This is a genomic window from Pedobacter sp. GQ55 (genome assembly GCF_059758925.1).
The window spans coordinates 855,282-869,590 of the sequence record NZ_JCAXEI010000002.1 but is presented as its reverse complement, the minus strand read 5'-3'; the positions used below and the strand labels follow the sequence as shown (position 1 = coordinate 869,590).

General features: G+C 42.7%; 16 protein-coding genes. 15 read left to right on the top strand and 1 reads right to left on the bottom strand.

The genetic code is table 11. From position 1 onward, the window contains the following. Window positions 1-174 precede the first annotated feature (174 nt). Together AC6CH7_RS08450 and AC6CH7_RS08445 are read left to right on the top strand one after the other, a co-directional pair. Window positions 175-642: a JAB domain-containing protein gene (locus AC6CH7_RS08450; protein ID WP_498262262.1), complete on the top strand. Its 468-nt coding sequence runs from the start codon at window positions 175-177 to the stop codon at window positions 640-642. Window positions 643-712: 70 nt separating this feature from the next. Then, window positions 713-931, top strand: a complete 219-nt coding sequence (locus AC6CH7_RS08445; RefSeq protein WP_498262261.1) for a hypothetical protein — start codon at window positions 713-715, stop codon at window positions 929-931. 172 nt (window positions 932-1,103) lie between these two features. Here AC6CH7_RS08445 and AC6CH7_RS08440 read toward each other — a convergent pair whose 3' ends face one another. After that, window positions 1,104-1,538: a hypothetical protein gene (locus AC6CH7_RS08440; protein ID WP_498262260.1), complete on the bottom strand. Its 435-nt coding sequence runs from the start codon at window positions 1,536-1,538 to the stop codon at window positions 1,104-1,106. A gap of 1,570 nt (window positions 1,539-3,108) precedes the next feature. Between AC6CH7_RS08440 and AC6CH7_RS08435 the strand changes: the two genes are divergently transcribed. From AC6CH7_RS08435 to AC6CH7_RS08375, 13 genes are read left to right on the top strand one after another with little or no spacing between them, the layout of a single operon-like run. Next, window positions 3,109-3,540: a type IV pilin protein gene (locus AC6CH7_RS08435; RefSeq protein WP_498262259.1), complete on the top strand. Its 432-nt coding sequence runs from the start codon at window positions 3,109-3,111 to the stop codon at window positions 3,538-3,540. Window positions 3,541-3,544: 4 nt separating this feature from the next. Continuing rightward, window positions 3,545-4,054: a hypothetical protein gene (locus AC6CH7_RS08430; RefSeq protein WP_498262258.1), complete on the top strand. Its 510-nt coding sequence runs from the start codon at window positions 3,545-3,547 to the stop codon at window positions 4,052-4,054. Then, entirely contained in the window at window positions 4,051-5,472 is a 1,422-nt protein-coding gene (locus AC6CH7_RS08425) for a GspE/PulE family protein (protein ID WP_498262257.1), read from the top strand. The genes AC6CH7_RS08430 and AC6CH7_RS08425 overlap by 4 nt, the downstream gene beginning before the upstream one ends. Beyond that, window positions 5,472-7,475: a type II secretion system protein GspD gene (locus tag AC6CH7_RS08420; protein WP_498262256.1), complete on the top strand. Its 2,004-nt coding sequence runs from the start codon at window positions 5,472-5,474 to the stop codon at window positions 7,473-7,475. Before AC6CH7_RS08425 ends, AC6CH7_RS08420 begins: the two co-directional genes overlap by 1 nt. A 1-nt stretch (window position 7,476) precedes the next feature. Continuing rightward, complete coding sequence (locus AC6CH7_RS08415) at window positions 7,477-8,559, top strand: hypothetical protein (protein ID WP_498262255.1); 1,083 nt, start codon at window positions 7,477-7,479, stop codon at window positions 8,557-8,559. Next, on the top strand, window positions 8,531-9,088 hold the full coding sequence (locus tag AC6CH7_RS08410) for a hypothetical protein (RefSeq protein ID WP_498262254.1): 558 nt from the start codon (window positions 8,531-8,533) through the stop codon (window positions 9,086-9,088). Before AC6CH7_RS08415 ends, AC6CH7_RS08410 begins: the two co-directional genes overlap by 29 nt. Beyond that, a complete protein-coding gene (locus AC6CH7_RS08405; protein ID WP_498262253.1) occupies window positions 9,081-10,031 on the top strand; it encodes a hypothetical protein in 951 nt (316 codons plus the stop codon). Before AC6CH7_RS08410 ends, AC6CH7_RS08405 begins: the two co-directional genes overlap by 8 nt. Window position 10,032: 1 nt before the next feature. After that, window positions 10,033-10,527, top strand: a complete 495-nt coding sequence (locus AC6CH7_RS08400) for a hypothetical protein (RefSeq protein WP_498262252.1) — start codon at window positions 10,033-10,035, stop codon at window positions 10,525-10,527. 1 nt (window position 10,528) lies between these two features. Next, window positions 10,529-11,062, top strand: coding sequence for a toxin-antitoxin system YwqK family antitoxin (locus tag AC6CH7_RS08395; protein ID WP_498262251.1), 534 nt, complete (start codon window positions 10,529-10,531; stop codon window positions 11,060-11,062). After that, window positions 11,062-12,300 carry a hypothetical protein gene (locus AC6CH7_RS08390; RefSeq protein ID WP_498262250.1) on the top strand — a complete coding sequence of 413 codons (1,239 nt, stop codon included), beginning with the start codon at window positions 11,062-11,064 and terminating at the stop codon, window positions 12,298-12,300. The genes AC6CH7_RS08395 and AC6CH7_RS08390 overlap by 1 nt, the downstream gene beginning before the upstream one ends. Continuing rightward, entirely contained in the window at window positions 12,285-12,650 is a 366-nt protein-coding gene (locus AC6CH7_RS08385) for a hypothetical protein (RefSeq protein ID WP_498262249.1), read from the top strand. The genes AC6CH7_RS08390 and AC6CH7_RS08385 overlap by 16 nt, the downstream gene beginning before the upstream one ends. Then, window positions 12,631-13,128, top strand: a complete 498-nt coding sequence (locus AC6CH7_RS08380; RefSeq protein WP_498262248.1) for a PulJ/GspJ family protein — start codon at window positions 12,631-12,633, stop codon at window positions 13,126-13,128. Before AC6CH7_RS08385 ends, AC6CH7_RS08380 begins: the two co-directional genes overlap by 20 nt. Window positions 13,129-13,143: 15 nt before the next feature. Continuing rightward, window positions 13,144-14,301, top strand: coding sequence for a type II secretion system F family protein (locus AC6CH7_RS08375; protein ID WP_498262247.1), 1,158 nt, complete (start codon window positions 13,144-13,146; stop codon window positions 14,299-14,301). Window positions 14,302-14,309: the final 8 nt, after the last annotated feature.

Sequence of the window (14,309 nt, the reverse complement as noted above, 5' to 3'; positions counted from 1 at the left end):
TATTCATCCTGCACTAAGTTCGGACGGGACTTTCGGGGCGTAAAAATTGTTCGGCATAAACGCTCAGGTGGCCTTTTTCCGCTTTTCCATTTATTCCGCTGCATTTTTTGCTTGCTCAGTTCCCTCCGAGAGGCGCGCATAATTAATCAAATTTTCAATTTAAAATTTAAGACGATGAAAGCGCAAATCCAAAATTCCCTGTTTATGGTATCGGAAATCAAAGTAACTTATCAGCCAAAATTCAAAGCCTGCGAAAGGCCTAAGATCACCCAGTCAAAAGATGCGTACAACATATTGTTCAACAACTGGGATCATGGGAGGATAGAAATGAGTGAACAGTTTTCCATCCTGCTGCTGAACCGTGCGAATCATGTAATTGGCATGACTGAGATTTCCAGTGGCGGATTTTCAGGAACATTGGTGGATCCGAAGCTGGTATTCGGGATTGCTTTGAAAGCCTGCGCCAGCGGAATCATACTTTGCCACAATCACCCCAGTAGTAATTTACTACCCAGCCAGGCAGATCTTACCCTGACCAGAAGATTGGAAGAGGCTGGAAAACTACTTGATTTGCTGATCCTGGATCACATCATTCTAACTAAATACGGTTATTTCTCTTTTAAAGATGAGGGGCTGATATAGCCTCTTCTTACAGGAATCGAATAAAAAGATACAGGTGATACTTTCAAGGATACATTTGTGTATACATCTAATGGATTACGAAACAGTGGATTATATAATGACTTACTTCTCCAGCCTGCAAAATGGCAAAGAGAGGCTAGCAAACAGACATATATCTTCGATAATTAAGTTAGGGTATCCAAATACCAACCTCGATGCAACAGCTAAGATTTATAAAAGGATGGGTTGGTTGGCAGATGATGAGGATGCATTAACGACCAGAAAAAACCGTATCCTACTTCAGTTTTAATTGCGATTTTTTCAAGATCATTTATGCTAACCTGCATATTTTCAATAACAGTCTTTAACGAATCTGACGGAGAAATATGTTTAATAGGGGCTATGAAAGGGCTGGATTGTAATAGCATGAGCGTTTAGTTTTAAATGCAATGTAGTGGATTGATTTATCGTAAGACCTTGTTTTAGCGGATCATTTCAATTATTCTCCAGATTATAAATGAGATAGTTCCTAAGTATAACATCCATTCTTGGATAGATCTACAAACATTTGTGCGTTTATTTTCTTGAAGTAATTGTTTTGATACAACCTCAATACCAATACTTATCTTCTGAGCATGTGTCCCAGTAATATGGTAGTTTCCAGATTCAATGTCAAGTAATCGAACGTTTGCTATGTCGCCATAGAAATCTGTTCGTAATGCTCTTAGCCCAAAGAATATGGAAATTAGCCAACTAAGTATTGCAATGCCTAATGGCAGCATTTGAATTGTAATTTTTAGATTTAATGAAATATTAACGGAAAAAGCAATTCCTGCTGCGCTTAATGCTAAGACGTAATATACATATTTTTGCTGTTTTTCTTTTACACCAGCTATGAGAGCATTTCTATCGATCATAAGAGCTAATTAATCGCTCACCAATATACAACCAAAAAATAAATAAAAAAAAGATACAAAATGTTAAAGCGAATTTCCTGGCGGTGAGATAATTTATACTCCCCAAAGAGGTGCTGGTGTTCTTGAGAAATTGATGGAAAATCTATCATAGCTGTGATATACTGAGGTTGGACGGAAAAGTCTTTATGAGTTGAACCTTTTAACGAACGAAGCTTATCCTGCATTCGCGGTGTGTGCTGTAAAATCAGCTGATATAGAGTGATTTGTAAATATGTTGGACTATTTGCTCAGTCAAAAGTCAGCCATTCAATTTATGGAAAAAAGTGAAAGAACCCTTGCAGCGTTAATTTTAAAAAAATTCTATAAATCCTTTATCCTTTGCAACTGGACCAATCCGTCCTGAAACTAAAGGCTGAAGTTCGGGTGAACAGTTTGGCTCAAAATGAAGTGACTATTTTGGTTATCCCACATTTTTTCCGAAAGGTACGCGGTATTACTATATTCAGATTACGTATTTTATATCAAATGTCTTTTTTAGTATGGCAGAAAAATATCATGGAAGTGGCTCTCCATTTAGTGTGGAAACTCAAATTTATTTCGAAAGGAAGCCCAGAATCAGCTTACCCTTTCTTCGATAATGATATGATTCATCCAATTCGCAATATTCGATTGGACAATTTAGTTCATTGATCATATGGAATATAATATCGTGAGCAAGCGCAGGAGTAATTGAAAATTTTTGAGCTAGTTCTTCCATTGTTCCGGTCTTCTTTGCCCTAATCAGCAGATCGAATTTTTCATAGTAAAACAATTTTTTGGATAGACTAATTTGATATATCTTATTTATCGTTCTCTTTTTCAATTTTTTTGTTCGTTTGTTTTGTATGTCGAGGTTTTCAGGAAGGTATTGTACAAATATATTGCCTAACTTTTTTGTTTTTCCTATGCATTTAAATAGTCACTCAACTGCAAGCTGAATTTTTATAAGAAAAATTAGCTTTTTTATTGACAATAAAATATTTTGCATTTACAAGAAATTACTGTAAATATGCTATAATCTCTATCGAAGCGCTCTTCTGCCTTGCTAGAATTTTAACTGATCTAATTTTGGATGATTGAAATGTACAGAAAAATGATGTTAAGTTTTTTAGTGGTTATATATGTCAACGGTAAAAAATTGTCAGAGAATTGATCAATTAATTCGAAAGAAGGCAACCGGAACGCCCACTCAACTGGCTAAAAGACTCTCATTGTCGCCTACTTATGTAAAAAGACTAATTGGGCATATGCGCCATGAGTATAAAATGCCCATTATTTATACAATTAGTAGTGGATACATATATACTCGAAAGGGGCACTTTTTTGTAGGATTTGTTGATGAGGAATAGTTGACAGATTTGTTGTTTATCCAATCCAAATTGATATTCATAGTCATTTCTTTTTAAGTACTCCTTAATTTTCGGCGGCTTTTCCACGTTTTAATCGATGTCTAGAAGGTGAAGTTTTCCACATTTTTCCTAGTACACTTATAGTGTACTGGGATTTAATAACATTGTGAAAACTCGCTAGTATGAAAAGTAATCAACTGACAAATTTATTTGGCAGGAAAGTCCCTGCCTACACACTTACAGAAATCCTTGTTGTCTTGGTTATCATAGGTATATTGGTGCTGCTGGCATTGCCCAACCTGATGCCGCTGATCACTAAGGCAAAATCAACCGAAGCCAAGATGCAGCTGGAACATGCACATCAATTAGAAAAGGCTTATTTCTATGAACATTCCAAATATAGCAATAACTTGTCGGAGATCGGCTTCTCCCAAGAGAAGCTTACAACTGATGGTGCTGATGGGAAGGCCAACTATAGGCTAGAGGTGACTTCTGGCACACAGACTGGATTTGTAATAAGGGCGACTGCGGTGGTAGACTTTAACGGGGACGGTACCTTCAATGTTTGGGAAATAGACCAGGAGAAGAATCTGAAGGAAGTGATCCAAGATTAACACCATGCTCTCCATATCGATTAACGGCTCCATCTTATTTACCCTTCTGATGATGGGTATTCAAGATTTTAAGTACAGGGCAATTTCCTGGTACGCATTCCCTGTGTTGGGTTTTTTACTACTCATAAGCAACAAAGATTTCACAGTTGTCGAAGCAACTGTGAACGTTGGTCTTATTGTGCTCAATTTTTTTCTGGTCACCCTGTTCTTCAGTCTTAGAGACTGCAGATTAGTCAATGTAATGGAAAGCTACTTAGGCCTTGGGGATATTTTACTATTGTTTTGCGTCGCTGTTTATTTTCCAACTGTCATGTTCTTCCTTTTTTATCTAGTTAGCCTAGTATTGATCACCATTTGCTCTGGAATATATATAAAGTATAATCGGCCTGAAAACTTTACCGTACCGCTTGCAGGCTTGCAAAGTCTGATACTTATTCCTGTACTTGGAACAGTATGGCTAGGGAATATTCGGCTAAAAGATTTAAATGAACACCTCATCCTTTGTTTATTATGAAACCTGAAAATTCTGTAAAAGCAGAGCTCCTGCATGAGATTACAGGCGAGACAGCCTGGCATTACCGTATTTTTCCTTTTGATCTCAAAGAAGGTGTACTTTGTCTGTATGCTGAAAGCGCAGAACAGGCTGTTTTGCTTCAAGATGAACTGGAGATCGTCATGAACAGGAAGATCTCTCTGCATCCGGAAACCCCAGAAACATTATCAAGGCTGCTGAATCAGTATTATCTGCGGGAAGATCGCACTGAAATGGAGACTATGAACAATGAACTTGTTTCGGATGATTTTTTGCAGAAGCTTATCTCTGAGGCCAAAAAGCTAAAGAGCAGTGACATCCATATTGAGGCCTATGAAGAGAAATGCCGCGTCAGGATCAGGATAGATGGCATGCTCATAGAGCGGTACCGACTAAGTGTTTCAGAATATCCCGCAATAATCAATAGGATCAAAATCCTGGCAAACCTGGATATTGCGGAAAAGCGGCTGCCGCAGGATGGCCGGATCAGCTTTAAGACAGCTAGTCAGGCTTTTGATATACGGGTGTCTGTTCTGCCAACGCTGTATGGAGAAAAGATAGTACTGCGTCTGCTGAATAATGACACAGCTAATCTTGACCTGTTTAAAATGGGCTTGTCGGAGCAGGATCTAAGTGCTTATCTGGAAGGGGTACAACGACCAAACGGTATCGTTCTGATCAGTGGACCCACCGGATCAGGCAAGACCACCACACTGTATGCTACCTTGAAGCTGCTTAACAAGAGTACAAGAAATATCATTACGATAGAAGATCCAATAGAATATACCCTGGAAGGCGTCAACCAGGTACAACTGAAGGAGAATATAGGCCTTGGTTTTGCCTCTGCATTGAGGACTTTTTTGCGCCAGGACCCGGATGTGATCATGGTAGGTGAGATCCGCGATGCGGAAACAGCGAATATGGCGATAAGAGCTGCACTGACCGGGCACCTGGTATTGTCTACCATACATACAAACTCAGCATGGGGTACGATATCCAGATTGCTGGATATGGGTATCCCGGCGTTTTTGGCAGCAAGTACCTTAAATACTAGCGTGGCACAGCGGCTGGTAAGGCTACTATGTCCTGCATGCAAGAGCCCGATGGAGTTTGACGAAATGGGATATCCCAGGAGTTTTAAACCTTTTTATAGAGTGGATACCCATTATGTCCCAGTTGGATGCCCGAAATGCTATAATACTGGCTTTAGTGGCCGACGGGCGGTTTATGAGGTAATTGGGATGGACCGTGATCTGGCCGCACTGGTCAAGGCCTCGGAGATGAATGCCGAGGTTGTGTTAAAGGAAAAAGGGATTAGCTCACTGGCAGAAAATGTCTTCGCGCTGTTTGCTTCTGGTGAGACTTCACTGGAAGAGATTTATCCTTTACTGATGAACTAATGATATTATTTAATAAGATAGGTACACGCGCTAAGATGAGCAAACAAATGAAAAGAGTTATTTTATTTCTGGTAATGGGTTTGCTGAGCTGGCAGAACCCTGTAATGGCGCAGCAGACCAAAGAACAGCGAATGACGGAACTAGAGAAGAAACTAGTAGGGCTTTCAGCTTTTGTGCCGGGGCTGAAGCAAAAGGTGCAGGTGGGGCTGTCTGGTGTTTCTATACAGGAACTTCTGCGTGCAGTGGCACAGTCGAATCAGCTGAACATCAATGTTGATCCGATGTTGAATATCAAAGTGAGCAGTAATGTGACCAATGAAAATGCACTGAATATCCTGATTTTTCTAGCTAAGAACTATGATTTGGACATGAATGTGATCGGATCAATCATCACTGTAGCATCTTACAATCCACCCGTTGTAAAGCCGAAATATATACCAAAGGAGATTCCGGTAAACTATAATGCAGGCGCAAATACGTTGTCTATGGAACTGAATAACGATACCCTGGATTTGGTGGCCCGCAAAGTGAGCAGGCTTTCGGGGAAGAACATTGTGGTGCCTGCCAGTTTGAACGGTAAACTTGTGAGTGGCTTCTACAATGAGGCTTTGTTGGAAACCGCACTAGAGAAACTGGCTTTCGGAAATGGCATCAAGCTAGTAAAGACCAGCGACCAAGTTTTTGTGTTCCAGCCACTGGCAGAGGGGGAGGAATTGTACATCAATAGTGATGGGCAAACTGCGGTAAAGAAACCCTTCAGGTCAGCTGCTGGCAGTAATGCTATTATTGGGAACCAAAATGGCGGACAGCCTTCGGGACCTTTTAATATTGAAAAAAGGGGAAAAATGTTAAATATTGAAGCGGTCAATTCACCTATTGCTGACCTGGTAAAATCTGCAGCATTCGAAACTGGGGCCAATTATTTTTTGTATTCAGACCTGACAGGAAACATTAGTACAAAAGTAACAGATATGTACTTTGATAATTTTCTAACAGCGATGTTCAATGGAACAGACTATACTTATAAAATAGAGAATGGCATTTATTTGATCGGCGATAGGAAACTGGAAGGACTACGTAGGAACAAAGTATTACAGCTGCAATACCGCTCTGTGGACACAGTGATGATGATGATTCCTATGGAGCTTAAAAAGGGCTTGGAAATTAAGGAATTCCGGGAGCAGAATACGTTGCTCATTTCCGGGGCTTCTCCTCAGGTTGCCGAAGTGGAGGCTTATGTAAAGGAGTTGGACAAACTGGTTCCCATGGTGTTGATGGAGATCACATTGCTGGATGTGAGAAAGGGCCATACAGTGAAAACGGGTATCGAAGCGGGGATCGCAGACTCTACGGTGAGAACCCGTGGACAGGTACTCTCAGGTTTGGACATGACTTTGGGTGCGGGTTCAATCAATGAGTTTTTGGGCAGGATAGGAACCAACCAGACTTTTAACATCGGCAAGGTGACGCCTAATTTTTATATGAAACTGAGCGCGCTAGAAGCAAACAATAATGCCGAGATCAGACAGGTCCCTAAGCTGAGTACGCTGAATGGCCATGCGGCTACACTGAGTATAGGTACAACGAGATATTATGTAACCAAGACGCAGAATGTATTTTCATCTGTGAACACGCAGACGGTATTTACTGAGCAGTTTAATAAAGTGGATGCGAACCTTGCCATTACGGTAAATCCGGTGGTTTCCGGGGATGATCAGGTGACCATGCGCATCAAGGTAGAGATTTCTGACTTCATCGGGACACCCCCGGCCAATGCCCCACCTCCAACCTCGACGAGCAAGTTTGAGAGCATCATCAGGGCACACAACGAGGATATGATCGTGCTTGGTGGGATGGAAAGAATCGAGAAAAGCGAGACTGGAAGCGGTGTTCCATTCTTATCACGGATACCGGTGCTCAAATGGCTTTTCAGTTCCCGGGAACGTACACGCAGCAAGGTGGTTACGCTGGTATTCATTAAACCTACTATCATTTATCAATAATATGAAAAAACTAATCTTTAAAGACCTGTTTCGCTTGCGTCGGCTTATCGTGTTGCAGATCCGGCTGGAAAACGACAGGCTTGCCACGTATCACGTCTATGAGCTAAATCTTTCTGGTGAGAGGCTGCAGGTGACCGACAGAAAGAGTGGCTTTAAAAATATTGCACATTTCCGCCGTCAGTTCAGACCTGGCCCACTGATGCTCTGCCTTTCTGGACGAGGCGTGCTTAGCAAGCAGATCAACGGACATAGTTTAACGGATGAGCAGGTATTTGCTCACGCCTTACCAAACGCAAGATCGGATGATTTTTACACGCAATGGATAGCAGCAGAAGAACTCACCACAGTTTCAGTAGTTAGAAAGGAGGTTGCGGATACTTATATTGAGGAACTGACGGAAAGTGGCTTTAAGGTTCTCGCGTTAAATCTTGGCCCTGAAACGGTAGAACAGCAGGAGAATGCAATAAAGCTGTTGCTCGGTGCGGAAACGGTAAAGGCAGGATATTCGGGATTGCAGGAAAACTATGATCAAGTGGTGGCCAAGGCCAGGTTTCAGGGGATGCTGATGCTTTCCAGCCTGGTGTTATTACTGGTTTTGCTCATCAATTTTATCTTCTTCAGCGTTTATTCTGATAACACTGAAAAGTTAATGCGGCAAAACAATATTACCGGGGCCCAAGTAAAAAAGTATCAGGAGATGGAACAGACACTGCAGCAGAAGACTATGCTGATCAAACATGCGGGCTGGACAGGTGGCTATCCTTGCGCTTGGCTGACCGACAGGTTGATGGAATCTAGGCCTTTTGATATAGGCATTTTGGGCTTTACCATTAATCCTCTACGCTTATCTCCACCATCATCTACTGTCGCTGATGAAGTATACGAAGCGGGAAAGATCAGGATCAACGGTTATAGTGGGGATGCCTCTGCACTGAATAACTGGCTGCACAAGATCAGGGCGATGAACTGGGTTAAGACCTGTGATATAGCAAGCTATGGGTTGAACAGTGATACTAGCAGGAGTGAATTTGTGATCGAAATTAGTATCAGTGATTATGAGGGGAGGAATGCAGATGAAGGTTAAAGGGATCAATTATAAAATGCTGATGAAGTTCAGCCCATTGCTGGCAATCCTGCTCTGTGTTGTGGTTTGGCAGCTGGCCCTGAAAAATACTTGGGAAAGCTACCGGAAATATTTGTTATTGCAAAACGCAGTCACACAGTCCAGTGAGCTGACTATTAGTCCAGGGTATACTGCAGATAGAGCATGGTTTATTGGTAGTGTGTACCATAAGTTTGAAGTAGATACCATGCTATGGAAGAACCGGCTCTGGAACTATTGCGCTACACTGAGCCAGAAAAACAAGCTTTCAGTAAAAGCATTTCCAAGGTGGACAAATGTGCATTTAGGTAATACAAGGGGACTGAATCAGAAGATAGAGTTTACAGGTAATTTCCACGATCTACTCAGGATGCAACGTGAATTGGATACAGTAAGTGCTGTAGGCCGTATTACGAGCCTCAGCTATAAAAGAGCATCTAGAGATACACAGACTACACTTATGTTGATATTAACAGGGATACCTGTGAAGAAAGGACATCACTATGAATAAGAACATTACGTATGGCTGCTGCTTACTGCTTGCAATGACTACTTCCTGTAAGGACTTTATTGAACCTTCATTGGAAAAACGTGAGGTGAAGCTACTTGCGCCTGCAGACGGCACAGAAACCAATAAATATCAAGTAGGCTTTGCCTGGGAGCCCATGGAGGATGCACTGCGTTACCGGTTGCAGATTGCGAGCCCTGATTTTGACAGGCCGGTTTCCATAGCTGCCGATACGCTTATTAGCAAAGGCACACGACTGGAACTTACCCTCGACCCGGGAAACTATCAGTGGCGGTTGCGTGCGGAGAACGGGAGTAGTGCATCTATTTACCGACGCAATTCCTTTATCGTACATCCCTCTAGTCTGGACGAGCAGAAGGTGACGCTGATCGGTCCGGCAAGCGGTTATTTGAGTAATCAGCCTCAGGTATTATTGAACTGGAATGTATTGTTTAGTGCAGAGCAATACCGTTTGCAGATCGATACGCTGAACTTTACAGACGAGGCTAAACTGGTATACGATAACACGATAAGTGGTAATCAGTTTAGCTTTAGCTTCCCCAAAGATCAGAGCTACCGATGGCGCGTTAGGGCAGAGAACCGGACACAGAGTAGCAAGTGGTCTGAAGCCAGGATCATGAACTTTGACAAGACTCCACCAGGGAAGCCAGAAGTGATCGGCCCGGCAAACGGAGCAATACTTCCTTTGCCTGTAATACTATCTTGGAAGCCGGTAAGTACGGCCAGGAAATATAAACTGTATATGTACAGAAGCGACGGTAGCACGCTTTACAATTCTTCTTTTCCGCTGACGTTGAACGGAACGAGCTATTCCTTTGGGCTAGGCCTGGTGCAGGGCGAGGTAATTTTCTGGCGTGTACTTGCGATAGACGAAGTCGGGAATGAAGGATCGCTGACCGATATACGCAATTTTAGCCTGCAATAAGATGAATACTAAAAAGCCACTGGTGTATGTATTGGGGGTTCTGGTGCTAGGCATCTGGGGGCTAGTGCTGTATCAGATCTTTCTTTCAGGAGGTGATTCTGTTGATATGGATGTCGTAGCGCAAAATGACCGCCCTGAAGACAAGACGGTCTTACCAAAATTGTACCCAGATACTTTCAAGTTACTGCCGGAATATTCGGATCCTTTTACAGGAGAGAGGTCAAAGGTGCCAGACACAATAAAAAGGCTGACTACTAGGCAACGGATTGATGTTATCCCTGTGGCACCTTTTTCTGACCCTGCAAAGGAAATGAAATATCTGGGTTTTGTAGCCGACAGCAGGGGAGTCCGCAGAGTCGCTATCATTAGTTACCAGGGACAGGAGAGAATGCTGAAGGAGGGCGATACGATTAACAGGGTCAAAGTAAAAAAGATCGGAAAAGATGCGGTAATGGTCAGCTATATGGGCAAAACCAGACTACTTAAAACAGAATGACATGAAAAGAACTGTACAATTATTATCAATACTACTCTGGCTGGCTTCCTGTAAGCCGGTAGAGTTGAAATACATGGATAACCTGGGGACACACGTTGTAATACAGACCGATACAGTTACCATACAGGCGGAAGTACAGCGTAAGGGACTGCTGGTACTGCCTAAAACGGAAAATACTTATTATTGGTTTGAAAATGGTAGGGTAAATAGCTCGCAGGGTGCCTATTCAGGCAAAGTGCTACATGGGCAGTTCAGGAGCTACAGCATGGAAACCAAAAGACTGCTGCTATCGGGCCGATTTAACAGGGGGCTTAAAAGTGGTAGGTGGCATTTGTGGAATACCTGGGGGCAATTGAAGCAAAGCGAAGTCTATAAAAACGGGCATCTGAATGGGATGGTGATAAAGTATGACAGTCTGGGTAGGCCGATAGATACACTGAAATATAGGAAAGGACTGTTGGTAATGAAAAAGGCCTCAGTAGATACCACGGGGTTGTTTTCAAGAGTTAAGAAATTCTTAAAATTCAGCAAGTAATGATACGTTCTTCAGCTCTTTATATTTCTCTGATTATTTCCATCCTCATCGTACTAGTCTGCGGCTCCTTGCTGCTGATCGGCTATACGTATAAAATGGAGGAACGAAAGTATGAGCGTATGGATCTGCTGAATAGGAACGCAGGTTCAGCTAAACTGATTTTAATGGGGGATGACTTTATAAAGGATTCTGTTCAGCGAACTGACCTTTTTGGAAATGGTCACGACAGTGTATTGCTGGAGAAGAGGCAATGGGGTGCTTACGAATTGGGACTGGTGAAAAGCTATGCGAACACAGATACTGTAAGGAATGCATTTCTGATCGGGGCCTTGCTCACAGATACCTTAAAGGTGCTGTACCTAACTGACGAGGACAGACCTGTGTCCATTAGCGGGAAAAGCAAAATAAGCGGTACTGCATACCTGCCGAAATCAGGGATTAAGGCCGCCTACGTAGATGGAACTGGTTATGAAGATCGAACACTGATTTACGGAGCTATAAAAGATAGCGAAAGGACTATGCCATTGCCGGATAAGACTGTGCTGAAATACCTAAACGCTTTACTGGAAACAGAAAATCTGGTAGAGGAAGTTTTGCCCGACAAGCTTAGCAATTCATTTTTTTATGCTGTAAAAAAGATCCATCAACGCAGGGAAACCGTAATATCGGCGACGTTTAAGGCTCAGGGAAATGTGATCATCTCTTCTGACAGCCTGATTGAGGTAAGCGCAGGCAGTATGCTGGATCAGGTGATCTTGGTAGCGCCTCAGGTAAGGATTGGGGCAGGTTTTAAAGGTCGATTGCAGGTGATCGCATCAGATTCTATTGTAGTTGGAGATTCAGTGAAACTGGCCTATCCTTCAGCGCTGATGGTGCTTAAAAATGATGCTGCGGAGTTTCAGACTGGGATAAAGATTGGAAAGAATACCGAGATAAGGGGGCAACTTTTTGCCTGGGAAAAGGAAAAATCGCTGTTAATGCCACTAATCTCTATGGGTGCAGGTACAATCATTAAGGGAGAAGTTTGGTGTAAGGGATACGTAGCGTTGAGTAAGACTGTCAGAATATATGGTTCGGTATCTGCTATCCGACTGATGGCTAAAGTGTCTTCCGCCATCTATGAAAACTACCTGATCGATGTAATGTTGGATAAAACCCGTCGGTCGAGATACTATTTGAGTTCTAGGCTAATGAATATCGAAACAAAAAGAGGGAGGTTGCTGTGCAAGGTAAACTAAGAGAAGGAATGATCAGGTCTGCAACGATAATTGAAACTGTGGTAGCGATGTTGCTGTTGCTGATCACTTTTTCCGCGGGGATGGTGATCTTTCTTCGGGTAACCAGCACAGGGATAAATGATCAGCGATCAAAGGTGAGGAACCTGGCAGAGCTGGTAGCGGACAGTCTTTCTGCAACGAGAAATAGGGAGGATCTGTGGCTGGAGAGTGCGGGATTGCAATTTCAGATAAGCTATAAAGCCGACCCCCAAAGAAGAGGTTTAATTATTATGAAGGTGAGTTCAACAGGCAGTACAGGTCTTTATGAATATACCAAACTCTTAACCACAGATGAAACAGCGAAGGATTAAGGCATTTACGCTAATTGAAATGGTGCTGGCTATGATACTGGCAGCTATTGTAATGGGCATGGCTTATACGGCATTTACAATTTTTAGTAGGTTATATAGTGATTACAGGCTAAAGAGCCTGGATCATGCCGATGTGCAGCTCATCATGCAGGCGGTGGGTAGGGACATGGAGCGTACTTTTCTGGCGGAACTAGATGAAAATGGATTGCATCTTAAGGACTCATTGGGAAGGGAGGAGGTCAGCTATACGCCCAGGCGGGACTACCTGCTGCGCAGGGTCGGTACAGTGACAGATTCCTTGAAAATGAAGGATTTGATAATGTACTGTTCATTTGAGGGGTCGGAAGTCTCAGAAGGTATTACAGATTATCTGGTATTGAAGTTTATTTACCATAAAAAGCCCATGGTGATCAGCGTACACAGGGATTATTCGTCCGCTGAGCTATTTACTTATCAAGATCCTGATACGGACTATTAAAACAAATATCTTCAGATGGAAACGATAGACATTTCAAAGTATAGAAAGGAAAAGAGGACGGATCGGGTAGAAGCCCGCGTGAGAACTAGAAAACCCTCAAAGCTGATGGAACTGATGTCCAAGGACATCAGTTTCGGATCTTCAGGGTTGAATGATCAGAAGAAGGAACATTTCTTTTTTGAGCTCGGTACGTTGCTGCAATCGGGTATAGACCTGAAGAATAGTCTGGACCTGGTTACGCTGGAAAGTTTGAAAGACAAGCATCTGAGCATTTATCGTGAGATTAAGACCAAGGTGATCTCAGGTGCCGCACTGGCTAAGGCGGTAAGGGGTACCGGGAAGTTTTCTGATTATGATGAGTTCAGTATACAGATCGGAGAAGAGACAGGTAACCTGGCTGAGGTACTGAAAGACCTGGCATTATTCTACAAACGCAAGGTGGAGCAGCGGAGGAAGATATTGGGTGCACTGACCTATCCTGCTGTTGTGCTCTGTACCTCTGCTGGAGCGGTGTTTTTCATGCTCAGGTTTGTAGTCCCGATGTTCAGTGATGTATTTAAAAGGTTCGGTGGTAAGCTGCCCTGGATGACAGAGATGGTGATAAAGGCTTCCTCGTTAATAGGTGTCTTGTTTGTACCATTTGTTCTGATCAGTGCTGTTGTAGTTTGCCTTTTATTCAGATATCGCAAGCATGAGCGTTTTAGGGACATTTCCAGCCGGCTGGTGCTAAGGATTCCCCTGGTTCGGGAACTGGTGGTGAAGATCTATCTGGCCAGGTTCTGCAACACCATGCGACTGCTGATTAGCACCCGAATCCCTTTGCTGAGGGCAATTAGTATGTCCAGAAAGACGATCGGCTTCTATCCGATGGAGGTTTCTCTAAAAAAAGTAGAGCAGGACATTATGGAGGGAAAGTCATTGCATTTGAGCCTATCTGCTTTTCCCATTTATTCCGCGAAGATGATTCAGCTAGTGAAGGTGGGGGAAGAGATCAACAAACTGGATTATTTCTTTGAGAATATCGCCGGCCAGTATCTGCAGGAAGTTGAACATCAGACGGGAACAATCAGTAAGCTCATAGAGCCCCTAATCATTATCTTTTTAGGCTTGGTGGTCGGATTTATACTGATCTCTATGTACCTACCAATGTTCCAAATGAGCAATAGTTTTTGAATTTTTTA